Raw genomic sequence first — 23,080 nt, forward strand, 5'->3', positions numbered from 1 at the left:
ACTCGCCCTGGCAGAAGGGCGGCGTCGAGAACGCCATCGGCCGTCTGCGCCGCTTCCTCCCGCGCAAGACCAACCTCGACACCCTCGACCTGGACGACATCCTGTGGCTCAACAGGCTCAACAACCACACGCCTCGAAAGTGCCTGGGCTTCCAGACACCCGCCGAGGTCTACGCCCTGTTGCACTTCAAGTGTGAATCCACATCCCGGCCTTCGCCGGGATGAGCGGATGATGAGTGAGCCCACCTATTCCCCCGCCCCCAATTGTCGTAAAAGACCTTGATGAACACGTTCGATCCCAATCTCGGCAAATCCGGCGGCCCGGCCACGCTGCACTACGGCGACGGCGAGTTCGCCGTCATGAGCCCCGGCCACTACGTGCTGTGCGCCGTTACCGGCGCGAAGGTGGCGCTGGAAAACCTGCGTTACTGGAGCCCCGAGTTGCAGGAAGCCTATGCCGGCCCGACCGAAGCCCTGAAGCGCTGGCAGGAGAGCCGAGGCTGAACCGGCGACGCTCGCTTCTTGGCCTGACCACCGGCCTGGCCGGGGCGCTTCTTCAGGGGTCCATCGCCCGCGCCGCGGCGCCGGGCCTGACGCTGTCGGGAAAGTTCGTGCAGGGCGGCTTCGTGGTGGGTCGCACCGCACCGCGCGCCCAGGTGCTGCTCAACGGCGAGCCCGCCACCCAAGCTTCGGCGGCCGGCTGGTTCGTGATCGGCTTCGACCGCGACGCGCCGCCGCCGGCCCTGATCACCGTCGAGACCGCCGACGGCGCCGCCAGCCACCAGACGACCATCGCCCCGGGCGACTTCGACATCCAGCGCATCGACGGCCTGGCCGGCGACCAGGTCTCGCCCAGCGACCCTGCGTTGCTGACCCGCATCGCCGCCGAGAACGCTCGCAAGGGCGCCGGCTTCGCCAGCAGGATCGACGGCGACTTCTTCCGCACCGGCTTCATCATGCCGCTCCAGGCCATCCGGCGCTCGGCGCGGTTCGGCGGGCAGAGGATTCTGAACGGCGAGGCCAAGCGCCCGCATTACGGCGTCGACTTTGCGGCCCCGGTCGGCGCGCCCGTGGTGGCCCCCGCCGCCGGCGTGGTCAGCTTCGCCGAGACCGGCCTACACTATGAGGGCGGGCTGATCCTGATCGACCACGGCCAGGGCCTGATCACCGCCTATCTCCACCTGTCGCGCGTTGACGTGACTGCTGGCCAGACGCTCGCCCAAGGGCAACTCATCGGCGCCGTGGGCAAAGAAGGCCGCGCCACCGGTCCGCACCTTTGCTGGCGGATGCGTTGGCATGGTCAGAACCTGGATCCGTCGCTGATGATCGGCCCCGCTCCGCCTCGCGTGTGAAGCGACTTTTGTTGCACGCCTGATATGTCGAGGATCGACATATCGTCAACCTTGACGTATCCCACCCCTCTCGTTGACGCCTTGGAGGTCAGCCTGGATGTCTGCGGCGCTAGAGCAGCTGCGTTTCCTGCTGGTGGACGATAACCATCATATGCGAGCGATCGTTTCGACGATCCTCAAGGGCGTGGGTGTTCGACACGTGTACGAGGCGATGGATGGGGCCGAGGCCCTGCAGGTGGTCCGCGATCGAGAGGTCGACATCGCCATCGTCGATTTCAAGATGACGCCGCTGGACGGGGTGCAGTTTACCCAGCTTGTCCGTCAATCGCCCGACAGCGCCGACCCCTTCCTGCCGATCATCATGCTGACCGGTTTCGCCGAGCGGCACCGGGTGTTCGAGGCCCGCGACGCTGGAGTCACCGAGATCGTCGTCAAGCCGGTCACGGCCCGCTCGCTGCTGGACCGCATCAATACCGTGATCTTTAAGCCTCGGCCGTTCATCCGCACCGAGGACTATTTCGGCCCCTGCCGGCGGCGGCGTGACGATCCCGGCTACAAGGGACCGAAGCGGCGTGGCGCCGAGCGGGTGCTGGAGCTCTAGGGTCTAGTCGCCCCGAGCGGCCATCGCCGCATAGACCTCGTTGGGCCAGCGCCGATGGACCCAGAACCACTCGTGCGGCCGCTCGCGGATGCGCTCTTCCATGAAGGCGTTGACCAGCTTCACGCCGGCCTCGATGTCGGCGGTGCGATCGCCGGTATGGGGCAGGACGATCGGGTCATGGACCACGGCGCGGAATCGGGCGCCCTTGACCCGCTGCACCGACATCGGCTGCAGCACTGTGCCGAAGCGGATAGCGAGGCGCGAGGGTCCCGGCGCGGTGCGCGCCGGGTGACCGAAGAACGGGCTGTCGACGCCATTGTTGAACTTCTGATCGTTCATCAGGGCCACCGACTTGCCCCGCTTCATCCCCTCCAACAGCTCCCGAGCCCCGTCTCCCCCCTTGGGCGCAAAGAGCCGTACGCCGTAACGGAAGCGGCTGGCCTTGATGCGCTCGTCCACATAGGGATTGTTGGCGGCGCGATAGGTCATCTCGCAGATGACGCCGGAATCAACGATCGCCGCGGGCATCACTTCCCAGTTGGACAGATGGCCAGAAACGAAGACCACCGGGGTCTTTTCGGTGGCGATCTGAAAGAGACGTTCCTGATTGACCACTTCGACCCGCCCGGTCGAGGGCAGTATTTTGTCCATCAGCGGAAACTCGGCGAAGGTTCGGCCCAAGCCATCCCATTGAGCGCGCAGCATGGCCGCATGCCAGGCCGGGTCCTTGTCCGGGAAGGCCAGCTTCAGGTTGCGGACAGCCACCTTGTGGGCGCCGCTTAGCGGCCCGGCCGTGCGGCCCAGCCAACCGCCAAAGGCCGAGGCCGCATCGACGCCCAGCAGGCGCACCAGCCCGATGAAGAGGTCGAAACCGAGCGCTTCCGCGCGCCATAGGATGTCCTGGGCCCAAGGCCGACGCTTAACCGACATGAACTCTTAGTAGCCTGCTTTTTTGACAAGTGGGACTCGGCGTAGCGGCCACCCGGGGGCGCCATTCGCCCGGCACGCGACTTGCGGATGTCAACCCAGGCCGTGCCGTTTCGGGACGCTAGCGCAATCGGGGGCGTGAACTCCAATGGGTAACGATATCGACGTCTATCTGGGCAAGCGACTGCGCCGTCGGCGCCGTTTGCTGGGCCTGACGCAACAACAGCTGGCTGGCGCCGTCGGGGTGCGATTCCAGCAGATCCAGAAATACGAGTGCGGTGCCAACCGCATCTCGGCGGCGCGCCTCTGGCAGCTGTCCGAAGCGCTCGAAGTGCCCGTCGGCTATTTCTATGACGGGCTGTCAGATCAGGCTCGCCAGGAAACCGCCGCCGAGGCCGAGGGCGGCGAGATGTTCGCCCGCAAGGAGACGCTGGACCTGGTCCGCGCCTATTACCTGCTGGGCGAGCGTCCGCGACGTCGCCTGCTGGACCTGGCCAAGTCGCTGAATGGTGGCGAGGTCGCCGAGGCCTAGAGCATTTCCCGACCTGACTGCGTCAGGCTGTGAGCTCTAACCTTTTGTTTTGAAGCATTTTTCTTCACGCGAACCGGAACCACTTCGCTCGAAAAATGCTCTAGCCGCGCTAATGGTGGCGTCGAGTCGAAGGGCGGGGTAATTCTCCGCCCATGACGCTCTCCGCCGACCGCCTCGCCCAGTTCGACGCCTTTGTCATCGACCTCAACCGCGCCTCTGCGGCGGCGATCCTGCCGCTGTTCCGGGCGGACCACGGGCTGGAGGACAAGGGCGCGGGCAAGAACCTGCCGCGCGACAGCCACGCCGCCTTCGACCCGGTCACGGAAGCTGATCGCGGCGCCGAGGCGGCGATTCGCGGGCTGATCGCCGAACGCTATCCAGACCACGGCGTGATCGGCGAGGAATATGGCGAGGATCGCCCGGACGCCGAGTTCGTCTGGGTGCTCGATCCCATCGACGGCACCCGCGCCTTTATCTCTGGCCTGCCGCTGTGGACCACCCTGATCGGCCTGCGCCATCAGGGCCGCCCGGTGCTGGGATCGATCGGCCAGCCCTATGTCGGCGAGCTATTCATCGGAAGCGCCGCCGGCTCGCGCCTGATGTCGCGCGGCGAGAGCCGGCCGATCCAGGTGCGGGAGTGCGCCAGGCTGACCGACGCTGTCATCGCCACCACCGATCCCGACGCCTGTTTCGACGGGGCCGAGCGCGGCGCCTGGCTGCAGGTGCGCGCCACCGCCAAACTGGCCCGTCTGGGCTGCGACGCCTACGCCTACGCCATGGTCGCCATGGGCAAGATGGACATGGTGATCGAGGCCGGCCTGCAGTCCTGGGACATCGAGGCGGCGATCCCGGTGATCGCAGGCGCTGGTGGCGTCGTCACCGACTGGCGCGGCAAGCCGATCGGGCAGAACGGCGGTCAGATGGTGATCGCGGGTGATCGGCGGTGCCTGGATGAGGCGCTGGTGGCGCTCGGGCGGTCGGCGAAGTAGGCCAATTTCTGCGGGTTTAGAGGATCTCGTCCGTCGTCTCGTCGAACGCCGCCCAGAACAGCGCCCGGCGCTTGTCGGTCTCGATCAGGATCTCGTGGAAGGCGTCTTCGATCTCGATATAGCGACCGTTGGGGATACGAGCGGCGATGGCTTTCTCGTCCGCCACAAGCACGCGGCTGTCCTGCCCCGCCCCGACGATCGTGACCGGGATAGTGATGGCCTCGACACCCTTGCTCCGCCTCAACCAGGCGCAAGCGGCGAAGGCGAAGTCGCTCCAGCCCCAGGTGATGCCGCCTAGCGCCAGGTCGCGGTTGGCGTGGACCTGGGCCTGGAAGCGGACGTAGCGGGCCGGATCGTGGGTCAGGGCGTCGTTGGCGAAGGTGTGGGCGAACGGGTCGCCCTTGTCGCCCAGCACATAGTCGCCCGCCAGGCCGGAGCGAGCCATGGTCCAGGCCAAGGCGCGGGCGGCGCGGGCCGGCTTGCCGCCGGTGTTCAGCCCCAGCATGGGCGCCGACAGCACTGCGGCGGAAAACCGCGTCTCGCCTTGGGCCAGCATCAGCACCGTCAGGCAACCGCCCATCGAATGGCCCAAGGCGATCCACGGCTTGGGAAGGCGCGCCTCGAAGGCGGCCAGCAGGGCCTGGTAGTCCGAGATGAAATCCTTGAAACCGGCCGCATGACCCTTCAGCCGATCGGGCAGCGCGCGGTGTGACAGCCCCTGCCCGCGCCAATCATGAACCAGCACCACGAAACCCCGGTCCAGCAGATCCTGGACGACCTCGAAATACTTCTCGATCGGTTCGCTGCGGCCAGGGCTTACGACCACCGAACCCCTCGGCGGACCTTCAGGCGAAAAGAAAGCGGCGCGGAGGGTCGCCCCATCCGCGCCGCTGAACCATTCGGCATTTCCGTGATCGGGGACGGGCGCCTCGGGAATCGAGACCAGAGGCGCCGCCCCGTCCATGGATCAGCGCATCTTCGCGAAGAGGGCCGCCATCTTCGACTGCAGGGCCATGGCCGTGCCCATATCGGACAGCTTCAGCTTGCCGGTCATCACCGCCATGGTCGGGTCGAGCGTGCCGGCGCCGATGGCCAGCAGGTCGTCCAGCGACAGGGTCATGGTCAGGTCGGCCGGCTTGTCTTCATTGGTGACCGAGCCGCCGTCGATATGGATGACGCCGGTATCCTTCAGGTCAAACTTCAAGCTCTTGCCCAGGCCGCTGTCGTCGCCAACAGCGCCTTTGATACGATCGGTAATTTCCTGCAACGTGGCCATGAGCGCGTCTCCCTCTTTGTGGCGCGTGAATTCTGCGGCGGCAGACTGGCCGCTGGATCGCGGCGAGTAAACACTGTTCAGACTCGGCCGCCGCTTATTTCTTCTTGTCGTAATAGTCGATGACAGCCGGCGTTCTTCCGAGTCGCACCCGGGTCGCGCCCTTGAACGCGTTGGGCTCGAAAATCACCGCACCCGCCGAAGCTGGCAAGGGCTTGGTGCTTCCGTCGGGGAACACGGCCGTCCCCGACTCGGCTTTCAGGAAGGTCAGTCCCTCCATCTGCGGCGCCATCATCGCCATCGCTCCGGCGGCCTTGCGAATGGCGGTGTTGGACTCCGCGACGGTGGCGATGAGTTCGCGTGCATCATAGTCGGTCGCTGGCTTCAGCACGGGATCTAGCTGCATGGCGACGCCGAACTTGTCACCGGCCGGGACGTCGAACGCGATCTGGGCCTTGGCCTGAAGTTGGGCCAAGGTCGGCGTGCGCTCGAACCGTCCCTCGCCGTCCATTGGCAGAGGCGTGCGCGCGCCGCTCGCCTCGACGAGAACAGCCTTGATCCCGGGGGCCGGCCTCCCATCGCGACGCAGGGCGTAGCTGACCTTCAGTCTCGCGCGCTCAGCGGCGGGGACCTTGAGGAAAGCCTCCAGGAACGAGAAAACCTTGGTGGCGGGAACCAGCTTCCCTGTCTCGGCCCGGGCGATGGACAACGTCGCGGTGGAGACCAAAATCAGGCCGATCAGGCTTGTGGCGGCGGCGCGGCGGGTCGAGATCATGGTTGCTCCGGTCTGATGAACTTCAGAGTCATGCGGTCGCTCTCACCGATCGCGTCGTACTTGGCGTGGTCAAAGCCGGGCTCGGCGGGCTCGCCGCGCGGGGCCGACAACCGGGTCGGCGGCAGGGTCCAGACACCGAACGGATGGTCCTTGGTGTCCTTGGGATTGGCATTGATCTCGCTCTGATCGGCCAGGACGAAGCCGGCCTCCTTGGCCATCTCGACCACGTAGGCCTGTTGCACATAGCCGTCGGCGGCCAGCACGTCCTGCACGCGACCCGGCTCGCCGCGATGTTCCTCGATCCCCAGCACGCCGCCGGGCTTGAGGGCGGTGAAAGCGTCGCGGAAGGCCTTCTCGGTCAGGCTAGCGGCCATCCAGTTGTGCAGGTTGCGCAGGAACAGGATCAGATCCGCCGAACCGGCCGGGGCGACCGGACCGCTGGTCGGCCCAAAGGCGGTGATCACGACGTCGCCATAGACCTTGGGCTTGTCGGTCAGTTTGCGGCGATAGGCCTCGACGATCGCCTTGGCGGTTGGATCATCGGGTAGGTCGGTCTGCAGCGCGGCCGCATAGAGCTTGCCGCTCGTCGCGGCCAGGTAGGGCGCCAGGATATCGGTGTACCAGCCCGCGCCAGGCCAGAACTCGACCACGGTCTGCCCAGGCTTCAGGCCCCAGAACTCCAGGGTCTGGACGGGATGACGCCAGACATCGCGCGCCCTGTCGGCAGCCGAACGCCAATCGCCTTGGGCGGCGTCGCGCAGGCTCATCGGCGCGGCCTTGGCCGGCGGCTTGGCGTCCTCGGCGGCGCTAGGTTTGCGGCCGCAGCCGACCAGGCCCAGCGCGGCCGTTCCCGTGAGCAACGCCCGTCGTGACCAGAGACCACTCGAGTCCATGTTTCCCCCCAAAACCTTCAACGCCTCCGATCTTGCACCCGACCTTGGCGAAACGGCGGCCTGAAGAGGCCGCGAACGACCTTCGTCAGCCAGGTTTGCGGAAGCGTAGGGTCATGCGGTCGCTTTCACCGATGGCGTCGTACTTGGCGTGGTCGAAGGCCGGGTCCGCAGGCTGACCGCCAGGCGCGCTCTGGCGGGCGGGCGGCAGGGTCCAGACGCCGAACGGATGGTCCTTGGTGTCCTTGGGGTTAGCGTTGATCTCGGATTTGGCGTCGAACTTGAACCCGGCCTTTTCCGCCAAGGCCACCACGGTGGCGGTGGCCAGATACCCATCCGCTCCCTTATCGGTCTCGGATTTCGGATCGGCTCGGTGATCCTCGACCGCCAGGATCCCGCCAGGCTTGAGCACCGCGAAGAAGTCGGCGAAGATCTTGTCGGCCACGCCAGGCTGGACGGTCCAGTTGTGGACATTGCGAGCGGTCAGGACCAGATCGGCCGAACCCGGCACGCCCAGCGGCCCGGCCGTGGGGCCGAAATTGGCGAACCGGACCCTGCCATACTTGTCCGGATCAATGAACCGCATCTCGAAGTTCGCGCGGCCTTTGCGCGCGCCGTCGGAGATCTTGGGATTGGACAGGTCGGCCACGCCAGCGATGTAGGTTCCGCCCGTGGTCTTGGCGTAGGGGGCCAGGATTTCGGTCCAATAGCCGCCACCGGGCGACACCTCGATCACGGTCTGATGGGGGTTCAGCCCCCAGAACACCAGGCTTTCATAAGGGTGGCGCGCGCCGTCGCGGGCGACGCTGGCGGCCGTGCGGCTGGGCGAAGCGATGGCGGCCTTCAGGGCGGGATCATCGACAGGGGCGGCGTGGGCCAGGACCGGCGCGGCGCAAAGGGCGACCGCGGCGGCCAGCAGGAGACGGCGGTGTAGGGGCATCGTCGGGCTCTCCGGTTAGGGGCGCGCCGACCTTAACCGTCACCGAACGGCGAGCAAGCGATTCACCCTCAAGGCCCTCATTCAACCCCTTGAAGTGGAAATTCGCCTCACCACCTTGGTCTCGAAGGCGCTGGATCCCCGGGCCTTCCGGACCGTCGGCGATGCCTATCCAGGGTCACCAAAGGTCAGAACTGACTGAACAACATTGCTTTGAAAGAAGGATGTCACCATGCGTACCGTTGACCTTTCACCCTTGTACCGCTCCCTCGTCGGCTTCGACCGCCTGGCCGCCCAGTTGGACGCCGCCGCCTCGAACGAGGCCACCTCGGGCTATCCCCCCTACAACATCGAGCGCACTGACGAGAACGCGTATCGCATCGAGATCGCCGTGGCCGGCTTCAAGTCGGAAGAACTCGGCATCGAGGTGAAGGAAAATCTTCTGACCGTCACGGGCCGAAAGGCCGCCAATGACGAGGCCAAGCACTACCTTCATCGCGGTCTAGCCGCGCGCAACTTCGAGCGGCAATTCCAGTTGGCCGATTATGTGATCGTCACCGAAGCCGCGTTGTCGGATGGACTGCTGTCGATCTCGTTGAAGCGCGAACTGCCCGAGGCTCTCAAGCCGCGCACCATCGAGATCAAGTCGGCCTCGCCGTTGATCGAGGGCGACAAGATCGAAAGCGAGAAGGCAGCCTAACTCCACCTTCACGCGTTACCTGATTTCCCCTCTATGACTGTCAGGGCGGCGCTGCGAAGCGCCGCCCTTTTTCTGGGATCAGTTGAAGCGCATTTACGGGCGCCACGTACTCGCTCGCGCTGGTCTGATGCAGCCTCAGGCTGGTGCGAAGTCCAGGCCTTGGGCTTGGTCGAGGTCGCAGTCGCGGAAACTGGTCTTGGTCAGGCGCGCGCCGGTAAAATCCGCGCCGCACAGATCGGCGTCGTCAAGGATCGCCTCGCTCAGATCAGCCGACTGGAACAGGGCGTAGCGCAAGCGCGCGGCGGTGAGCTTGGCCTGGGTCTTGCGCTCGGGTCCCAAGGGCAGAGGTGACAGGCAGGCCTGCCTCAGATCGGCCTTGGTCAGGTTGGCGCCCGACAGCTTCGCGCCGCGCAGGTCGGCCCCGCGGAGGTTGGCGGTGCGCAGGTCGGCGTTCTGCAGATTGGCGCCCTGTAGCTGGGCGCCGGAAAGATCGATGCCGACCATGCAAGCCCCAGCGGCGCTCATCGCCGTCAGGCGCAAGCCCTTGAGCCTGTCGCCCAGCGGACGCAGGTCTTCGCCATCGAGGCGGGCGGGGGCGCCTTCCTTGCCCCCAGTCTTGCACCAGGCCTGGTTGCCCAGGCAGCGCTGATAGATCTCGTCAGCTCGCGACATCGCCCGCTCGGTGGACGCCTCGAGGCAACCCTGCATGGCCGCCCCCGTCGTGCGGGCCAGAGACGTATCCACGCCGGTCATCACCGCGCCGGTGAAGTTGGCGCCCTCGAGGTTTGCACCCTTGACGTCAGCGCCGTCGAGGATGGCCCCGCTGAGATTGGCTTCCTTCAGATTGGCGCCCGACAGCTTGGCGCCGCGCAGCGAACAGTCGCTAAAGTCGGCCTTGAAGGCCGAGACGCCGGAAAATTGCGAACCGTCGAGGGTGGCGCCCGAGAAGTTGACCTCATCGACCTCGCCGTTGCGGGTCTCGTGGCGGGAGCTCTCCAGCCCCTTGCGGGGATGGGGAATGGCCACCTGGCCCTCACGAAAGTCGGCCTGGGTGAGGTCGGCCTGGGACAGGTTGGCGCCGCGCAGGCAGGCCCCGCGCAGGTCGGCGCGGATGAGGATCGCCTGGCGCAGATCGGCCATGCGCAGGTCGGCGCCAAACAGATTGGCGCGCTCGAGCTTGGTGCGCACCATCCGGCAGCCGTCGAGAATGGAAGCCGAGAAATCGGCGTCGGCGAGGTTACGGTAGGAAAGGTCCAGGCCCGACAGGTTCATGAAGCGCAGCGACGCGCGCTTGCCGCCCTGCTTGCCGGTGACGAACTTCTCGTGTGCAGCCACGATCATGTCCAGCTCGGCTTGGCTGATCCGCCGCCTTCCGGCCATGGTCTGCGCCGCCGTCATCAACCTCAACCTCTTGATACAACTTCAAAATATCGCCGATCAACGAGCGAAGGGTTAAGGCCCGCTCCCAATCATCGCTATTTGTCGAAAAACGACACTTGGCGCTATATGACGTCGTCAAGACCCCGTGCGCCCTGGCGAATGGCGCCGGTGACGTTAACGTCCTTGAGTATGGCGTTGGTGAAATTGGCCCGCGAAAGATCGGCCCCGACCAGGCAGGCCTGCCGCAGATCGGCCCGCGCCAGGTCGGCATTGGTCAGCAATGCGCCGGTCAGGTCGCTGGGCAGAAGCCTGTCGCGGCCGATCAGCAACGGCCCAAGCTGGGCGTCACGCAGGTCCGAGCCCGTCAGCTTGGCCCCTTTCAGCCGCGCCCCGCGCAGATCGGCGCGACGAAGGTTGCAAGCTCTCAGGTCGGCGCCCTCCAGTTGCGCGCCCTGCATCTGCACGCTTTCCATGTCCAGGCCGTAGAACACCGCGCCCTTGGCCGACAGGGCCGTCAGGTTGAAACCGCGCACGGATTTCAGGTTGCGCAGGTCGGCCTTGTCGAACACCGACGGCTTGCCCTCGGCCCCACCGGTCTCGCACCAGCGGGCGTGGTCGGCGATCATCTGCTCGTAGGGCATGTCGGCGATGTCGGTGCCCGAGACCTTGTCGGTCAACGCGCCGTCGAGATTCGTATCGTTGATGTTCCATGACATCGTCTTGGCGCCCACCAGAACGGTGTTGCGCAGGTCGGCGCCGGTCAGGTTGGCGCCGGAAAGGTCGGCGCCCGCCAGGTTGGCCCCATTGAAATTGGCTTGCTTGAGGTTGGCGCGGATCAGCTTGGCGTCCTTGAGGATCGCGTCGCTGAAGTCGGCCTTGGTGGCGATGATGCCAGACAGGCGCGAACGTTCGAGGTTGGCGCCCGCCAGGATCGCGCCGTGGGCCTGGGCTTCGCGCTGCACCGGTTCGATGACCCGGTAGCCTTCCTTGCGGTCGGCCGCAGCGATCTGGCCTTCACGCAGGTCGGCCTCGAACAGGTCTGCCCCGGTCAGGTTGGCGCCGCGCAGGCTGGAGCCGCGCAGGTCGCAGCGTCGCATCGAGGCGTCGGTCAAGTCGGAGCCATGCAGATCGGCCCCGTAGAGACTGGCGTTGTCGAGCTTGGTGCGGCGAAAATCGCAGCCGACCAGAAGCGCCCCGGTGAAATCGGCGTCGCACAGATTGCGGCCGGTGACCGACAGGCCCGACAGATCATAGAAGGCGAACACGGCGCGCGCTCCGCCGAGCCGAGCCGACCATAGGCGGTCGTGCTTGGCGCAGATCAGATCCACTTCGTGTTGCGTCAGGCGCTGATGCTCTTGGCCTGCCGCGGGCGGGGCGTTCATGGGTGCTCTTGTCGTCTCCCCGAAGGGCTAAGCGACCAGCATGCGCGGTCCGGCATTAACGCTGCGTTTCCAACTGCTTCGGGAGCGGCCTAGGCTAGTCCACAGGATCAAAGGATAGCTGGTAACTATAGCGATGAAGCGTGAGGCTTGGCACTTCCGACGCGGCCGCTCGGGTGCGAGGGGAGAAATCCGCCGCAATGAGCATGGCACGCACGGGTCTGTCGTAGAGCTTGCGCACGTCCCCGACGTAGCCAAGCACCTGTTCGAAAGCAGATGAGGGACAAAGACCAGCCTTCAACTCAATAACCACAAGACGCTTCTGGCTATCTTCGGCCAAGATATCGATTCGCCCGGTTCCGACCGAGATTTCCAACCCGTCATCCACAGCGACGAGGCCAGGCTCCAGCACCGCGAGCTGTTGCCTCACCTGAACCTGCATCTCGCGTTCGAAACGAAAGGCGAATCCATCCGGCTCCGTGGTGCCGACTGCTTCTTGTTCGGAAGAAGCGTCACTCGAAGGTGCCCCTACAGCAAGGAATTGCAGGTAGCGTTTCAAGCCCGCCTTTTTGTCGCTTGGATAGGTGATCTGTTGATCTGCGATGGCTTGGTCAAGCAACCGCAGGGTTCCCTCAGGTCCCTCACGTTCGATGGCTTCGTCCAAGCCGCCAAGCGTCGTGTCGATCGCATTTAGGTAAGAGGAGTAGCTACTCGCAGTATTAACCGTATGGCCTTGCGTGACCATCCATGTGCGAAAACTAGCGCTCTTGATCATCCGATGGCCGGCAGAGGCTGAGCGCGCGACGTGTCCAGGTAGCGAGCGCCGGTCGGCTTGAGGTCGGCGTCCAGGTCAATCACCAGCGGATTGCCAGTCGGGATCTCGACATGGACGATCTCGCTGTCGGGCACGTTGAAGAGATGCTTGACGATGGCCCGCAGAGAATTGCCGTGGGCGGCGACCAGGATCGTCTCGCCGGCCTTCAGCTTGGGCGCGATCTCGGCTTCCCAATAGGGCAGGACGCGGACCAGGGTGGTCTTCAGGCTCTCGGTCGAGGGCAGGTCCTTGGCGGCATAGCGGCGGTCCTTGCTGAAGTCGTATTCGCCGCCAGGGGCCAGTTCCGGCGGCGGAATGTCATAGGAACGGCGCCAGATCGTGACCTGCTCTTCGCCGTGCTTCTCGGCCGTCTCGGCCTTGTTCAGTCCGGTGAGGCCGCCGTAGTGGCGCTCGTTCAGGCGCCAGTCCTTGGTGACCGGCACGAAGCTCTGGCCGGCCGCGTCCAGGGCCAGGTTGTTGGTGCGAATCGCCCGGGTCTGGACCGAGGTATAGGCCTCGTCGATATCGATGCCGGCGGCCTTGATCAGCTCGCCGCCCTTGCGGGCCTGGGCCTCGCCCTCGGCGGTCAAATCAACGTCCACCCAGCCGGTGAAGCGGTTTTCGAGATTCCATTGGCTTTGGCCATGGCGGAGCAGGACGAGGACGGGCATCGGGCCTCCAGGATGTGTCGTAGGGCGGGCTAAGCCCCGAGGAACCTTGCGTCAAGCGCCACGCCCTTCTCTCGCCCCCCTCTCCCTGTCTAAAAAAATGGGGCGTGCTATAGGCAGGTCATGCCTGATCGCATCTTCATGCCCCTCATGGCGCTCATTGGCCTGGCCATGATCGCCCTCGCAATGATCCTGCCGCAGGGCTATGGCGACCGCTCGCCCGGTCCATGGGGCGACGTGCCGTTGCAGCAAACGCCAGCGATGCGACAGAAAATCCAGCGCGAGAAGGACGCGGCCGTCCGGCAAGAGGCCGAAGCGACACGCGCCGCCAGCGTCGCCCCGCCGAGCCGCCCATGAGCGCTTTCGACGCCATCGTCGTCGGCCAGCGGGTCCTCAACGCCGAGGCCGAGGCGCTGAGTCAGCTATCCGAATCGCTCGGCGATTCGTTCGTCCGCGCCGTCGAGACCCTGTTCGACGCCAAGGGCCGTGTCGTCTGCACGGGTATCGGCAAGTCCGGTCACGTGGCCCGCAAGATCGCCGCCACCCTGGCCTCCACCGGCTCGCCTGCGATGTTCGTCCATGCCGCCGAGGCCAGCCATGGCGACCTGGGCATGATCGGTCAGGGCGACGTCGTGCTGGCCCTGTCGAAGTCGGGCGAGGCGCGTGAGCTGTCCGATAGCCTGGCCTACGCCAAGCGCTTCGCGATCCCGCTGATCGCCATCACCGCCATGGCCGACAGTCAGCTGGGCCGCGCCGCCGACATCCTGCTGCTGCTGCCCGATGCGCCGGAGGCCACCGCCGAGGTCAATGCCCCGACCACCTCGACCACGCTGCAAATGGCTTTGGGCGACGCCCTGGCCGTCGCTTTGCTGGAACGCCGCGGCTTCACCGCCAGCGACTTCCGTGTCTTCCATCCGGGCGGCAAACTGGGCGCCATGCTGCGCACGGTCGGCGACCTGATGCACGATCACGACGAACTGCCGCTGACCCGCGAAGCCGCGCCGATGTCCGAAGCCCTGCTGATGATGAGCGAAAAGCGTTTCGGCGCTGTCGGCGTGGTCGCACCCGACGGAACGCTCAGCGGACTGATTACCGATGGTGACCTGCGTCGCCACATGGATGGGCTGATGAGCCACACCGCCGGCGAGGTCATGACCCGCGCTCCCCTGACGATTGCCCCTGGCGCCCTGGCGGCCGAGGCTCTGAAGGTGATGAACGATCGACGCGTCACGGTGTTGTTCGTGGTCGACCAGAAACGCCCAGTCGGCATCCTGCATGTGCACGACCTTCTACGCGCCGGCGTGATCTGAACGCGAACCTGCTATCCAACCACGGACGGCGCGGCTAAACGCAGCACTCCCTAATCGAGCGAGCCCGATGTTCTCAATCCCCCGCACCGATCTCGTCCCCAACACCGCCGCCTACGAGAACGAGCCCTTGGTCAAGGCGACGGGATTTCGCGAATACGACGCGCGCTGGCTGTTTGGGCCTGACATCAACCTGCTGGGCATCCAGGCGCTGGGCCTGGGCCTGGGGACCTATATCCAGGAGCTGGGCCTGTCGAAGATCGTGGTTGGCCACGACTTCCGCTCCTATTCGAGTTCGATCAAGAACGCCCTGATGCTGGGCCTGATCAGCGCCGGCTGCGAGGTTCACGACATTGGCCTGGCCCTGTCGCCTACCGCTTATTTCGCCCAGTTCGACCTGGACATTCCCTGCGTGGCCATGGTCACCGCCAGCCACAACGAAAACGGCTGGACCGGGGTAAAGATGGGCGCCCAACGCCCCCTGACCTTCGGCCCCGATGAGATGGGCCGGCTTCGCGACATCGTGCTGGGCGGCCAGTTCGTCGAGCGCGACGGCGGCAAGCTGATCCGCGTCGAGGGCGAGGCCGAGCGCTACATCGCCGACGTCGCCAAGCGCGCCCAGATCACCCGCCCCCTGAAGGTGGTCGCCGCTTGCGGTAACGGCACGGCCGGAGCCTTCGCCGTCGACGCCCTGCAGCGCATGGGCGTGTCCGAGGTCGTCGGCATGGACACCGAGCTCGACTACACCTTCCCGAAGTACAATCCGAACCCGGAAGATGTCGAGATGCTGCACTCGATGGCCGCGGCCGTTCGCGAGCACGGCGCCGACCTGGCCTTCGGCTTCGATGGCGACGGCGACCGCTGCGGGGTGGTCGATGACGAGGGCGAGGAGATCTTCGCCGACAAGATCGGCCTGATGCTGGCCCGCGACCTGGCGCCCCTGAATCCTGGCGCGATTTTCGTGGTCGATGTGAAGTCCACGGGCCTCTACGCCACCGACCCGGTCCTGGCGGCCCATGGCTGCAAGGTGATCTACTGGAAGACGGGTCACAGCTACATCAAGCGCAAGAGCGCCGAGCTGGGCGCCCTGGCCGGGTTCGAGAAGAGCGGCCACTTCTTCATGAACGGCGACCTCGGCTACGGCTACGACTGTGGCCTGACCGCGGCCGCCGCGATCCTTTCCATGCTCGATCGCAATCCCGGCCTGAAGCTCTCGGACATGCGCAAGGCCCTGCCGGTGGCCTTCACCTCCCTGACCATGAGCCCGCACTGCGGCGACGAGGTAAAGTACGGCGTCGTCGACGATGTGGTGAAGGAATACCAGGACCTGTTCGCGGCCGGCGGTTCGATCCTGGGCCGGAAGATCACCGAGGTCATCACCGTCAACGGCGTGCGCGTGCACCTGGAAGACGGCTCGTGGGTGCTGGTCCGCGCCTCGTCCAACAAGCCGGAGATCGTCGTGGTGGTCGAGAGCACACAGTCCGAGGACGACATGCGCGCCCTCTTCCGCCAAGAGGTAAAGCCTCGCCTGGGCGACCGCGTCGGCAAATACAACCAGGAAATCTGAATCGCGCCCAAGGCCTCCCCCTGTGGAGAGGACCTGAACACGGTTTCGCCGCTTCAGGCGGACCGCCGCTGAAGGTTGGGAAGGGTGCGAAGCGCCCGGGCCTCGCCCGGAATAGCTTTGATTTTGAATACCGTTTCGACAAGGTCGGACGCTTCGCGCGGCCTTCAGACGGGAGCCATCGGCGCGCGGGGTCTTAACCCGCTTCCGAAGTTGGCCCCCGGCGGGCGGAAGGGCGGCTAACCCCTCCGGACCGTGCGGGCGATTTCAGCCCGCACCTGCCACGATCGCCGGTCCCTCGTCGCCAGGGCTTCGTCCCATGTTGCAGGGAACCTGACCTGGACGCCCGAGGCGTCACTGAAGACCACCGGCGAGCACTTCCCGCTCGACCACCCCTGAAAGCCGCTCGGTCGCCGGCCGGACGCCCTTCCCGTGCTTTCAGGTGGGACCATTATCAGAGGGTTTTGAACGCGCCAGGGTTTGTGACGCTGATTATTTTATAAGCCATTGCATTTACTGAGGTTGTATCGGGGATTTTGTGGGGACCGAGCGCTGCCTATCCCCGCCAAGCTGCTGCGCCGCCAGGACGACCTGGGCCGGCTGAAGCCCGGCTCCATCGCCGACATCGTCGCGGTGACTGGGGATCCGACCAAGGACATCGCGGCGAGCCAGGCCGTGGTCTTTCGTGGTGAAGGACGGCATCGTGGGCTGCCGCCCCTAGGTCGCGAATCCGCTTGCGCGCTCCGGCCAAGACAGGCGATCTCGGCGACATGCGCAGACTGCTTATTCCGACCCTGGTGTCCGCCGCCCTGCTCGCCAGCTCCGCCTTGGCGGCCGATCCCGGCACGATGGAGCACAGGGACACGATGCGCGACGCGGTCGCCGCGCCGCTGGAGGACCTGAACCTCAAGCAGGCCCAGATCCCCGCCGTTCTGCAGCGCGCCGTCGCCAAGCCCTATGACATGGAGGGCCTGGAGCGTTGCGAAGGCATAGCCGGCGAGATCGGCCGGCTGGACGCGGCCCTGGGCCGCGATCTCGACGAAGCCCCACCGCCTGACGGGCGCTCGCGCGGCAAAAAGGTCGCCGACGCCGCCTGGGGCGCGGGCGTGGGCGAGGTGCGTCACACCACCCAGAACGTCCTGCCGTTCCGAGGCTGGATCCGCAAACTGACCGGCGCGGCTAAACATGACAGGGCCGTTCAGGCGGCGGTGCGGGCGGGCGGCGTGCGGCGCGGCTATTTGAAGGGCGTAGGCATGCAAATGAACTGCGCTCCACCGGCCGCGCCCAGTTGGTTCGTGCCCGCCCCGCCGCCCGAGTCCGCGGTCGCGCCTTCACCGATGGCGCGCGTCACCAGCTTCTGGGACGGCCTCGTGAACTGGTGGCGGAGTTGGTGGCCGTTCTAGACGGCCAGGGTCTCGCGCACCTTGGCGGCCAGTTGCTGGGCGCTGAAGGGTTTCATCACATAACCCGCCGCGCCTAGCTGCATGGCCTGGACGATGCGGTCCAGCCGGCCATCCCCCGTCAGCATCAGCACAGGCAGGCCCGCGCCATCGAGGGATTCCTTGACCGCCTTCAGGCCGTCCAGCCCGCTCTGGCCGGGCATGCGCACATCGAGCAGCAGCAGAGCCGGCGTCTCACGCGCCAGGGCAGGCAGCACCGCCGCCACCGAGCCAAAGGTGCGCACCGCCATGCCGTCGGCCTCCAGTCCGATCTGAATCAGTTCCAAGGTGACGGCGTCGTCGTCAACGACAAAAATCAAGGGCGCGACGGGCATGCGAAAGCCTTAACGCGCGACTCAGGCTGGCGGAAGCGACCTCCCGTCCAGGTTTAGCGGGTGCCGAAGGTTCGATCTCCGGCGTCACCCAGGCCCGGCACGATATAGCCGTGGTCATTGAGCTCGGCATCCACCGCCGCCGTCCAGATCGCGACGTCGGGATGGGCGGCGCGCAGGGCCTCAACGCCCTGGCGCGAGGCCACCAGGCAGACAAAGCGCAGATCGGTGACGCCGGACTTCTTGAGGAGGGCGACGGCGGCGATCGCCGTGTGGCCGGTGGCCAACATCGGATCGACGACGATGACCAGGCGGTCGGCGATATCCTCGGGCGCCTTGTAATAATACTCGACCGCCTCCAGCGAGGCCGGATCGCGGAACAGGCCGATGTGGGCCACGCGGGCCGAGGGCACCAGGTCGAGCATGCCCTCGGCCATGCCCAGGCCCGCGCGCAGGATCGGGGCGAAGACCAGCTTCTTGCCGGCGATCACCTCGGCGTCCGTGGGCGCGACGGGGGTCTCGATGCGCACGGTATGGGTCGCCAGTTCGCGGGTGACCTCGTAACATAGCAGGGTGGCGGTCTCGCGCATCAGGGCGCGGAACGTCTTGGTGGAGGTGCCCTTGTCGCGCATCTTGGTCAGCTTGTGCCGCACCAGCGGGTGGTCGACGATCGTGACGCCTGGCATGGCCGGCTAACCTCCTGGAACGCGTGTTCGGCGCTTCAAGTGCCGCCTTAAGCGCCGCGCGCCAAGCGGAAATCGCTCGCCTTAGCGTTCCCGTCCGTAGGCCGCGAGGAACACATCGACGGCGGGCAGCACCTCGCCGTCGATTTCCGCAGCGGTCGGCTCGGCCATGGCGTTGCACAGGCGGGCCTTCATCAGGCGGTTCTGGCACAGGCCGATGAACTGCTGCGCGGCGTGGACGGGATCGGCCAGCTTCAACTGACCTGTATCGGCGGCCTTTTGGAGGATCGCGCCCAGCAGCAGTCCCCCGCTCTTGGGCCCGGTTTCGTAAAATGCCTGGCCGATCTCCGGCGTGCGCTCGGCCTCGGCGACGATCACCCGGAAATTGGCCATGCTGAAATCGCTCAGCACGATCGACAGATAGGTGCGGCCCACCTTGGTCAGGGCGGCGCGGATGTCGTCGATCTCAGACGAGATCTCGAACATGGCGTCGCGTTGCCAGGCGCAGTGGCGTACGACATAGGCGGCGAACAACTGCTTCTTGTTCTTGAAGTAGTTGTAGAGCGTGCCCTTCGAGCCGCCCAGCCGCGCGGCGATCGTGGACATCGACGCGTTGGCGTAGCCCTCCTTCAGGAAGACGTCGCGAGCGACGTCGAGGATGGCCTCACGGCGAGCGTCTCGATTAAGGCGCGGCTTTGTGTCCTGCATCGTTCTTTTTCGATCAAGAGGGGTCGCCCCTCGATCCCGTCAAGCTTCGGGTTACATACAACCAGTTATATGACCGTACGGTACGGTCAATTCAAGCCGGCTACTCCCATGACCACGAATGCCCTGGACATGCTCTTCGCCTGCAGGAAGCCACGGTCCGGCGAGGTCGGCGTCACCGTCGCCATCCTGTTGGCGGCTCTGCTGACCAGCGCCTGCGCGACGATGCCGGCCCCGACCGCGGCTCGCCTGGCCAAGGCTCCTGGCACCTATGCGACAACCCAGACCCTCCCGGCGCCCGAGGGCGCCTGGCCTGTCGACAGCTGGTGGAAGGCCTATGGCGACCCTCAGCTGGACGGCTTGGTCGACGAGGCCCTGAACGGCTCGCCCACCCTCGCCCAGGCTCAAGCGCGACTGCGACGGGCGCAGGCCTTGGCCACTCAGGCCAGGGCCGCGCAGCTGCCCAGCCTCAGCGCCGCCGCCGGCGCCGAGCGGGCCAAGCAGAGTTACAACAACGGGATCCCCCCCGACTTCGTGCCTCAAGGCTATAATGACTACGGCCGCCTCAGCCTCGATTTCAGCTGGGAGTTGGACTTCTGGGGCAAGAACCGCGCGGCCGTCGCGCGGTTGGTCAGCACGGCCTGCTCGGCGATCAGCACGTTCTGGTAGGTCGAAAGGCCGCCCTCATAGCGCGCGCGGATCATGCAGAAGGTCGACGCCCGCTGGACCGCCACCCTGTCGATGGCCGCCTTTGCCCTGTCGTTCTACATGCGCTCGGGCTTCACGCCGGACGTCGACTTCAAGGCCCTGGTCTGGCCGATGCTGGTGCAGGGGGTGGCGATGAGCACCTTCTTCATCTCGATGGTCACCATCTCGCTCAATGGCGTGCCGCCCCAGCAACTGCCGTCGGCCTCGGGCCTGTCGAACTTCTCGCGGATCACCGCTGGCAGCTTCGCCGCCTCCCTGACCACCACGATCTGGGACCGCAGCGAAGCGGCGCACCAGACCCGCATCGCCGAAACCATGAGCTCCAACGATCCGGCCTGGCTGGCGGCGGTGGAGCACATGCAGGCGGTGGGCATGAGCCATGCCCAGGCGGTGGGCGCGGCCACCGGCCAGGTGGTCAACCAGGCCTATCTGCTGGCCACCCTCGACTTCTTCCGCGCCTCGGCCTGGCTGACAGTGCTGCTGATCCCCTGCATCTGGCTGACCAGGAAAGCCATGGCCAGCGGCGGCGCTCCGCCGCCTGCCGACTAGCCGCCCTACCCTTCCCTCTCAACGCCGCCTAAGATAGCCGCGTCGAGAGGGCCTCAAGACAACATGACGACGCCGACCGCCAATCCCCTGCGCCTCTACCAGCGCGTGGCCGCGTCGATCGGCCAGGCCATCGCCGACGGCCGCTACCTGCCCGGCCAGCGCCTGGCCTCCGAGCGCGACCTGGCCGAGGAGTTCGGCGTCAGCCGGCCCACCGTGCGCCGAGCGGTCATCGCCCTGGAGATGCGCGGCCAGTTGGAGGCCAAGCAGGGCTCGGGCGTCTATGTCCGCCAGCCCGGTCCGCAACCACCGATCCCGCGCGACCTCGATATCGGCGCCTTCGACCAGGCCGAGGCGCGCCGCCTGTTCGAGGGCGAGGCCGCCGCCTTGGCCGCCACGCTGATCACCGAGGAGGAACTGGTCTATCTCGAGACGCTTCTGGCCGAGATGAACAGCGAGGAATCGACCAAGGAACAGTCGGAACTGGCAGACCGCCAATTCCACATCACCATCGCCCAGGCCACCCGCAACAGCGCGATCGTCCGCGTGGTCGAGAACACCTGGGACCTGCGTTACAAGTCGCGTCTGTGCATGCAGATGCTGGAAAAGGCCCGGCACGTGCGCAAGCGGCCGCTGAACGACGAGCATCGGGACATCATCGAGAGCCTTCGCACCCGCGACCCCAAGGCCGCCCGCGCCGCCATGCAGACCCACCTGGGCGGTTTGATCGAGAACCTGCTGCTGACCGCCGAGTTGGAAGCCATGGAACAAACCCGCGAGCGCCTGGCCAGCAAGCGCGAGGAAATCGCCCTGAGAGCCGCCAGCGCCGCTAAGTAGCCTCAGGCGGAGGACCACCGGACCCGCGAACAGGTCCGGCCGGCAGGGTCGTGAAGAGTCCGAGAGTGAATTTGCTTCAGATCAAACCGTCGTCCAAAATCCCCGTCTCTCCGGCGAAGGGCGGGCCCAGGTGAAGCCCACGAGCCGCTCAGGATGAATATGGATCTTGGCCTTCGCCGGGAAGACGGAGATTAGAGCGGTCGCTTCCATGTAAGCCAAACGCGCGCTAGAGCATTTTTCGAGCGAAGTGGTTCCGGTTCGCGTGACGAAAAATGCTTCAAAACAGAAGATTAGAGCTCACGGCCTGACGCAGTCAGGTCGGGAAATGCTCTAGAAGTTCACGTCCAGACGCGCGCCGAAGTCGCGGAAGGCGCCGCAGCCGGTGAACCAGGTGCGGCCCAAGGCGGTCGGGATCGCCGGGTTGCTGTAGCCAGACGCGCCATTCCCCAGGCCCTAGGCCTAACGCTGGTCGAGCAGGTTGTTGGCGACCGCGATCACGGCCGTGAAGCCAACAAAGCCCGTTGGATATTCATGATGCTTCCCCTCCCTCGCGGACGCCCAACCGGTTGCTCTGGCCATTTTTTGGCGTCAACTTGGTCAGACCAAAATGACGAACGAAAATGTAACTTGCCAAGCCAGGGCTGAAATCAACGTTATATCCAGCCTGTATGTTGACTTGTTTGAGCTTTCACGCCGATCGGCGTGCTGACCTCCCTTTCGGCTTCGCGAAATTGGCAAGGAGATGGTCATTTAGCTTTTCCATCTCGCCGCTAATTGGTAATACCAGATTGGTCACATCAGTGAGGGCGCATGAACCAGGCTCGCAACGACTTCAGGAGTGACCACGTCGCCAGCGCTCGCGTCCACAACTTGAAACGCGGCTGATGACACCCTCCGACGGCATGAACCTGCGTCCCAGCACCGACCGGGAGGGACTGCGCCGCATGTCGGCGCGAGCGATTCGCGATACCTTCGTCATCAGCGACCTGTTCAGACCAGGCGAGGTCTCCATGACCTATGTCGAGGTCGACCGGGCTGTCGTCGGCTCCGCCATGCCACTGAGCGCTTCCTTGGCCCTGCCCACCGATCGCCGCCTGGCGGCGAGCTATTTCTGCGAACGCCGCGAGGTGGGCGTCGTCAATATCGGCGCCGCAGGCTGGATCAGCCTGGACGGCGTTCGCCACGATCTGGACCGCCACGACAGTCTCTATATCGGTCGCGGGGTGCGCGACGTGGTGTTTGGCGGCGGCGCGCCGGAGGATCCCGCCAAGTTCTACTTTGTCAGCTATCCCGCCCACGCGACCCATCCCAACCGCCTTGTGCGCAAGGACGAGGCGCGCGTCATCCAGGCCGGCGATCAGAAGACCGCCAACCGCCGGGTGATCCGCCAGAGCATCCGCCCCGGCATCGTCGAGACCTGCCAACTGGTGATGGGCTTCACCGAGCTTGAACCCGGCAATGTGTGGAACACCATGCCGCCCCACACCCACGGCCGCCGCAGCGAGATCTACATGTATTTCGACGCCGCCCCGGCCCGGGTGATGCACATCATGGGTGAGCCTTCCGAACCGCGCACGGTATTCATGGACGACGGCGAGGCGGTGTTCTCGCCTAGCTGGTCGATGCACAGCGGCGTTGGCACGGCCGACTACCGCTTCGTCTGGTCGATGGGCGGCGAGAACCTGGACTTCGACGACATGGACACCTTCAGCCTGGCCGATCTGCGCTGAAGCGGGTTGGCAG

The 23,080-nt window shown here is 65.7% G+C and carries 27 protein-coding genes and 1 pseudogene; 15 read left to right on the top strand and 13 right to left on the bottom strand.

Features of this window, described 5'->3' with window-relative positions:
- The 4 genes and pseudogenes from ACP694_RS15470 to ACP694_RS15485 form a co-directional block, all read left to right on the top strand.
- Positions 1 to 224: pseudogene (locus tag ACP694_RS15470) on the top strand (IS30-like element ISAzs27 family transposase); the annotation flags it as partial.
- A 57-nt stretch (positions 225 to 281) separates the two neighbouring features.
- Positions 282 to 503, top strand: coding sequence for a DUF2093 domain-containing protein (locus ACP694_RS15475; RefSeq protein ID WP_426013813.1), 222 nt, complete (start codon positions 282 to 284; stop codon positions 501 to 503).
- Between the two features lie 107 nt (positions 504 to 610).
- Positions 611 to 1,351 carry a M23 family metallopeptidase gene (locus ACP694_RS15480; RefSeq protein ID WP_426013815.1) on the top strand — a complete coding sequence of 247 codons (741 nt, stop codon included), beginning with the start codon at positions 611 to 613 and terminating at the stop codon, positions 1,349 to 1,351.
- Positions 1,352 to 1,448: 97 nt separating this feature from the next.
- Positions 1,449 to 1,952 (top strand): response regulator, encoded by a 504-nt coding sequence (locus ACP694_RS15485; protein WP_426013817.1) that lies wholly within the window; start codon positions 1,449 to 1,451, stop codon positions 1,950 to 1,952.
- A 3-nt stretch (positions 1,953 to 1,955) separates the two neighbouring features.
- Here the strand turns inward: ACP694_RS15485 and ACP694_RS15490 are convergent, their stop codons facing one another.
- Complete coding sequence (locus tag ACP694_RS15490) at positions 1,956 to 2,882, bottom strand: lysophospholipid acyltransferase family protein (protein WP_426013819.1); 927 nt, start codon at positions 2,880 to 2,882, stop codon at positions 1,956 to 1,958.
- 145 nt (positions 2,883 to 3,027) lie between these two features.
- On the opposite strand from ACP694_RS15490, the gene ACP694_RS15495 reads away from it, so the two are divergent.
- Positions 3,028 to 3,411, top strand: a complete 384-nt coding sequence (locus ACP694_RS15495; protein ID WP_426013821.1) for a helix-turn-helix domain-containing protein — start codon at positions 3,028 to 3,030, stop codon at positions 3,409 to 3,411.
- Between the two features lie 152 nt (positions 3,412 to 3,563).
- Entirely contained in the window at positions 3,564 to 4,400 is an 837-nt protein-coding gene (gene hisN / locus ACP694_RS15500; protein WP_426013822.1) for a histidinol-phosphatase, read from the top strand.
- 16 nt (positions 4,401 to 4,416) lie between these two features.
- Here the strand turns inward: hisN and ACP694_RS15505 are convergent, their stop codons facing one another.
- From ACP694_RS15505 to ACP694_RS15525, 5 genes are all read right to left on the bottom strand, one after another.
- Positions 4,417 to 5,364, bottom strand: coding sequence for an alpha/beta fold hydrolase (locus ACP694_RS15505; RefSeq protein ID WP_426013824.1), 948 nt, complete (start codon positions 5,362 to 5,364; stop codon positions 4,417 to 4,419).
- Positions 5,365 to 5,367: 3 nt separating this feature from the next.
- Entirely contained in the window at positions 5,368 to 5,676 is a 309-nt protein-coding gene (locus ACP694_RS15510; protein WP_426013826.1) for an SCP2 sterol-binding domain-containing protein, read from the bottom strand.
- A gap of 94 nt (positions 5,677 to 5,770) precedes the next feature.
- The gene (locus tag ACP694_RS15515) at positions 5,771 to 6,448 is read right to left on the bottom strand and encodes a hypothetical protein (RefSeq protein WP_426013827.1); all 678 of its coding nucleotides are present in this window, start codon (positions 6,446 to 6,448) and stop codon (positions 5,771 to 5,773) included.
- Positions 6,445 to 7,341, bottom strand: coding sequence for a class I SAM-dependent methyltransferase (locus ACP694_RS15520; protein WP_426013829.1), 897 nt, complete (start codon positions 7,339 to 7,341; stop codon positions 6,445 to 6,447). Before ACP694_RS15520 ends, ACP694_RS15515 begins: the two co-directional genes overlap by 4 nt.
- An 85-nt stretch (positions 7,342 to 7,426) precedes the next feature.
- Positions 7,427 to 8,278: a class I SAM-dependent methyltransferase gene (locus tag ACP694_RS15525; protein WP_426013830.1), complete on the bottom strand. Its 852-nt coding sequence runs from the start codon at positions 8,276 to 8,278 to the stop codon at positions 7,427 to 7,429.
- A gap of 229 nt (positions 8,279 to 8,507) precedes the next feature.
- Here ACP694_RS15525 and ACP694_RS15530 point away from each other — a divergent pair, with 229 nt between their 5' ends.
- Positions 8,508 to 8,975 carry an Hsp20 family protein gene (locus ACP694_RS15530; RefSeq protein WP_426013831.1) on the top strand — a complete coding sequence of 156 codons (468 nt, stop codon included), beginning with the start codon at positions 8,508 to 8,510 and terminating at the stop codon, positions 8,973 to 8,975.
- A gap of 135 nt (positions 8,976 to 9,110) precedes the next feature.
- On the opposite strand, the gene ACP694_RS15535 is transcribed toward ACP694_RS15530, so the two are convergent.
- The 4 genes from ACP694_RS15535 to gpmA form a co-directional block, all read right to left on the bottom strand.
- On the bottom strand, positions 9,111 to 10,373 hold the full coding sequence (locus ACP694_RS15535; RefSeq protein WP_426013832.1) for a pentapeptide repeat-containing protein: 1,263 nt from the start codon (positions 10,371 to 10,373) through the stop codon (positions 9,111 to 9,113).
- A 104-nt stretch (positions 10,374 to 10,477) separates the two neighbouring features.
- On the bottom strand, positions 10,478 to 11,737 hold the full coding sequence (locus ACP694_RS15540) for a pentapeptide repeat-containing protein (protein WP_426013834.1): 1,260 nt from the start codon (positions 11,735 to 11,737) through the stop codon (positions 10,478 to 10,480).
- 94 nt (positions 11,738 to 11,831) lie between these two features.
- Positions 11,832 to 12,509 carry an endonuclease NucS domain-containing protein gene (locus ACP694_RS15545; protein WP_426013836.1) on the bottom strand — a complete coding sequence of 226 codons (678 nt, stop codon included), beginning with the start codon at positions 12,507 to 12,509 and terminating at the stop codon, positions 11,832 to 11,834.
- Positions 12,506 to 13,219: a 2,3-diphosphoglycerate-dependent phosphoglycerate mutase gene (gene gpmA / locus ACP694_RS15550; protein ID WP_426013837.1), complete on the bottom strand. Its 714-nt coding sequence runs from the start codon at positions 13,217 to 13,219 to the stop codon at positions 12,506 to 12,508. The genes ACP694_RS15545 and gpmA overlap by 4 nt, the downstream gene beginning before the upstream one ends.
- 120 nt (positions 13,220 to 13,339) lie before the next feature.
- Here gpmA and ACP694_RS15555 point away from each other — a divergent pair, with 120 nt between their 5' ends.
- The 4 genes from ACP694_RS15555 (at position 13,340) to ACP694_RS15570 (ending at position 17,490) form a co-directional block, all read left to right on the top strand.
- Positions 13,340 to 13,573: a hypothetical protein gene (locus tag ACP694_RS15555; RefSeq protein ID WP_426013839.1), complete on the top strand. Its 234-nt coding sequence runs from the start codon at positions 13,340 to 13,342 to the stop codon at positions 13,571 to 13,573.
- Positions 13,570 to 14,526, top strand: coding sequence for a KpsF/GutQ family sugar-phosphate isomerase (locus ACP694_RS15560; protein WP_426013841.1), 957 nt, complete (start codon positions 13,570 to 13,572; stop codon positions 14,524 to 14,526). Before ACP694_RS15555 ends, ACP694_RS15560 begins: the two co-directional genes overlap by 4 nt.
- Positions 14,527 to 14,593: 67 nt before the next feature.
- A complete protein-coding gene (locus ACP694_RS15565; protein ID WP_426013842.1) occupies positions 14,594 to 16,090 on the top strand; it encodes a phosphomannomutase/phosphoglucomutase in 1,497 nt (498 codons plus the stop codon).
- Between the two features lie 767 nt (positions 16,091 to 16,857).
- Positions 16,858 to 17,490, top strand: a complete 633-nt coding sequence (locus tag ACP694_RS15570; protein ID WP_426013843.1) for a hypothetical protein — start codon at positions 16,858 to 16,860, stop codon at positions 17,488 to 17,490.
- Here the strand turns inward: ACP694_RS15570 and ACP694_RS15575 are convergent.
- From ACP694_RS15575 to ACP694_RS15585, 3 genes are all read right to left on the bottom strand, one after another.
- Positions 17,487 to 17,861 (bottom strand): response regulator, encoded by a 375-nt coding sequence (locus tag ACP694_RS15575; protein WP_426013845.1) that lies wholly within the window; start codon positions 17,859 to 17,861, stop codon positions 17,487 to 17,489. The genes ACP694_RS15570 and ACP694_RS15575 overlap by 4 nt on opposite strands.
- 53 nt (positions 17,862 to 17,914) lie before the next feature.
- On the bottom strand, positions 17,915 to 18,544 hold the full coding sequence (gene upp, locus ACP694_RS15580) for a uracil phosphoribosyltransferase (protein WP_426013847.1): 630 nt from the start codon (positions 18,542 to 18,544) through the stop codon (positions 17,915 to 17,917).
- An 81-nt stretch (positions 18,545 to 18,625) separates the two neighbouring features.
- Positions 18,626 to 19,249, bottom strand: coding sequence for a TetR/AcrR family transcriptional regulator (locus tag ACP694_RS15585; protein ID WP_426013848.1), 624 nt, complete (start codon positions 19,247 to 19,249; stop codon positions 18,626 to 18,628).
- Positions 19,250 to 19,357: 108 nt separating this feature from the next.
- Between ACP694_RS15585 and ACP694_RS15590 the strand changes: the two genes are divergently transcribed.
- From ACP694_RS15590 to kduI, 4 genes are all read left to right on the top strand, one after another.
- Positions 19,358 to 19,915, top strand: coding sequence for a TolC family protein (locus tag ACP694_RS15590; protein ID WP_426013850.1), 558 nt, complete (start codon positions 19,358 to 19,360; stop codon positions 19,913 to 19,915).
- A 33-nt stretch (positions 19,916 to 19,948) separates the two neighbouring features.
- Positions 19,949 to 20,503 carry a hypothetical protein gene (locus ACP694_RS15595; protein WP_426013852.1) on the top strand — a complete coding sequence of 185 codons (555 nt, stop codon included), beginning with the start codon at positions 19,949 to 19,951 and terminating at the stop codon, positions 20,501 to 20,503.
- 63 nt (positions 20,504 to 20,566) lie between these two features.
- Positions 20,567 to 21,337: a FadR/GntR family transcriptional regulator gene (locus ACP694_RS15600; RefSeq protein WP_426013853.1), complete on the top strand. Its 771-nt coding sequence runs from the start codon at positions 20,567 to 20,569 to the stop codon at positions 21,335 to 21,337.
- Between the two features lie 884 nt (positions 21,338 to 22,221).
- On the top strand, positions 22,222 to 23,067 hold the full coding sequence (gene kduI / locus ACP694_RS15605; RefSeq protein ID WP_426013855.1) for a 5-dehydro-4-deoxy-D-glucuronate isomerase: 846 nt from the start codon (positions 22,222 to 22,224) through the stop codon (positions 23,065 to 23,067).
- Positions 23,068 to 23,080: the final 13 nt, after the last annotated feature.

Origin of the sequence: Caulobacter sp. DWR2-3-1b2, assembly GCF_049896345.1 — a bacterium.
Lineage (GTDB): Bacteria > Pseudomonadota > Alphaproteobacteria > Caulobacterales > Caulobacteraceae > Caulobacter.

Excerpts from the sequence above, each read along its gene's own strand:
- ACP694_RS15565 (WP_426013842.1), top strand. The coding sequence starts at position 14,594 with ATGTTCTCAATCCCCCGCACCGATCTCGTCCCCAACACCGCCGCCTAC.
- ACP694_RS15560 (WP_426013841.1), top strand. The coding sequence starts at position 13,570 with ATGAGCGCTTTCGACGCCATCGTCGTCGGCCAGCGGGTCCTCAACGCC.
- kduI (WP_426013855.1), top strand. The coding sequence starts at position 22,222 with ATGACACCCTCCGACGGCATGAACCTGCGTCCCAGCACCGACCGGGAG.
- ACP694_RS15600 (WP_426013853.1), top strand. The coding sequence starts at position 20,567 with ATGACGACGCCGACCGCCAATCCCCTGCGCCTCTACCAGCGCGTGGCC.
- ACP694_RS15495 (WP_426013821.1), top strand. The coding sequence starts at position 3,028 with ATGGGTAACGATATCGACGTCTATCTGGGCAAGCGACTGCGCCGTCGG.
- ACP694_RS15595 (WP_426013852.1), top strand. The coding sequence starts at position 19,949 with ATGCAGAAGGTCGACGCCCGCTGGACCGCCACCCTGTCGATGGCCGCC.
- ACP694_RS15510 (WP_426013826.1), bottom strand. The coding sequence starts at position 5,676 with ATGGCCACGTTGCAGGAAATTACCGATCGTATCAAAGGCGCTGTTGGC.
- ACP694_RS15515 (WP_426013827.1), bottom strand. The coding sequence starts at position 6,448 with ATGATCTCGACCCGCCGCGCCGCCGCCACAAGCCTGATCGGCCTGATT.
- ACP694_RS15590 (WP_426013850.1), top strand. The coding sequence starts at position 19,358 with ATGACCACGAATGCCCTGGACATGCTCTTCGCCTGCAGGAAGCCACGG.
- ACP694_RS15540 (WP_426013834.1), bottom strand. The coding sequence starts at position 11,737 with ATGAACGCCCCGCCCGCGGCAGGCCAAGAGCATCAGCGCCTGACGCAA.
- gpmA (WP_426013837.1), bottom strand. The coding sequence starts at position 13,219 with ATGCCCGTCCTCGTCCTGCTCCGCCATGGCCAAAGCCAATGGAATCTC.
- ACP694_RS15555 (WP_426013839.1), top strand. The coding sequence starts at position 13,340 with ATGCCTGATCGCATCTTCATGCCCCTCATGGCGCTCATTGGCCTGGCC.
- ACP694_RS15530 (WP_426013831.1), top strand. The coding sequence starts at position 8,508 with ATGCGTACCGTTGACCTTTCACCCTTGTACCGCTCCCTCGTCGGCTTC.
- ACP694_RS15485 (WP_426013817.1), top strand. The coding sequence starts at position 1,449 with ATGTCTGCGGCGCTAGAGCAGCTGCGTTTCCTGCTGGTGGACGATAAC.
- ACP694_RS15525 (WP_426013830.1), bottom strand. The coding sequence starts at position 8,278 with ATGCCCCTACACCGCCGTCTCCTGCTGGCCGCCGCGGTCGCCCTTTGC.
- ACP694_RS15535 (WP_426013832.1), bottom strand. The coding sequence starts at position 10,373 with ATGACGGCGGCGCAGACCATGGCCGGAAGGCGGCGGATCAGCCAAGCC.
- ACP694_RS15585 (WP_426013848.1), bottom strand. The coding sequence starts at position 19,249 with ATGCAGGACACAAAGCCGCGCCTTAATCGAGACGCTCGCCGTGAGGCC.
- ACP694_RS15545 (WP_426013836.1), bottom strand. The coding sequence starts at position 12,509 with ATGATCAAGAGCGCTAGTTTTCGCACATGGATGGTCACGCAAGGCCAT.
- ACP694_RS15520 (WP_426013829.1), bottom strand. The coding sequence starts at position 7,341 with ATGGACTCGAGTGGTCTCTGGTCACGACGGGCGTTGCTCACGGGAACG.
- ACP694_RS15505 (WP_426013824.1), bottom strand. The coding sequence starts at position 5,364 with ATGGACGGGGCGGCGCCTCTGGTCTCGATTCCCGAGGCGCCCGTCCCC.
- ACP694_RS15475 (WP_426013813.1), top strand. The coding sequence starts at position 282 with ATGAACACGTTCGATCCCAATCTCGGCAAATCCGGCGGCCCGGCCACG.
- upp (WP_426013847.1), bottom strand. The coding sequence starts at position 18,544 with ATGCCAGGCGTCACGATCGTCGACCACCCGCTGGTGCGGCACAAGCTG.
- ACP694_RS15490 (WP_426013819.1), bottom strand. The coding sequence starts at position 2,882 with ATGTCGGTTAAGCGTCGGCCTTGGGCCCAGGACATCCTATGGCGCGCG.
- hisN (WP_426013822.1), top strand. The coding sequence starts at position 3,564 with ATGACGCTCTCCGCCGACCGCCTCGCCCAGTTCGACGCCTTTGTCATC.
- ACP694_RS15575 (WP_426013845.1), bottom strand. The coding sequence starts at position 17,861 with ATGCCCGTCGCGCCCTTGATTTTTGTCGTTGACGACGACGCCGTCACC.
- ACP694_RS15570 (WP_426013843.1), top strand. The coding sequence starts at position 16,858 with ATGCGCAGACTGCTTATTCCGACCCTGGTGTCCGCCGCCCTGCTCGCC.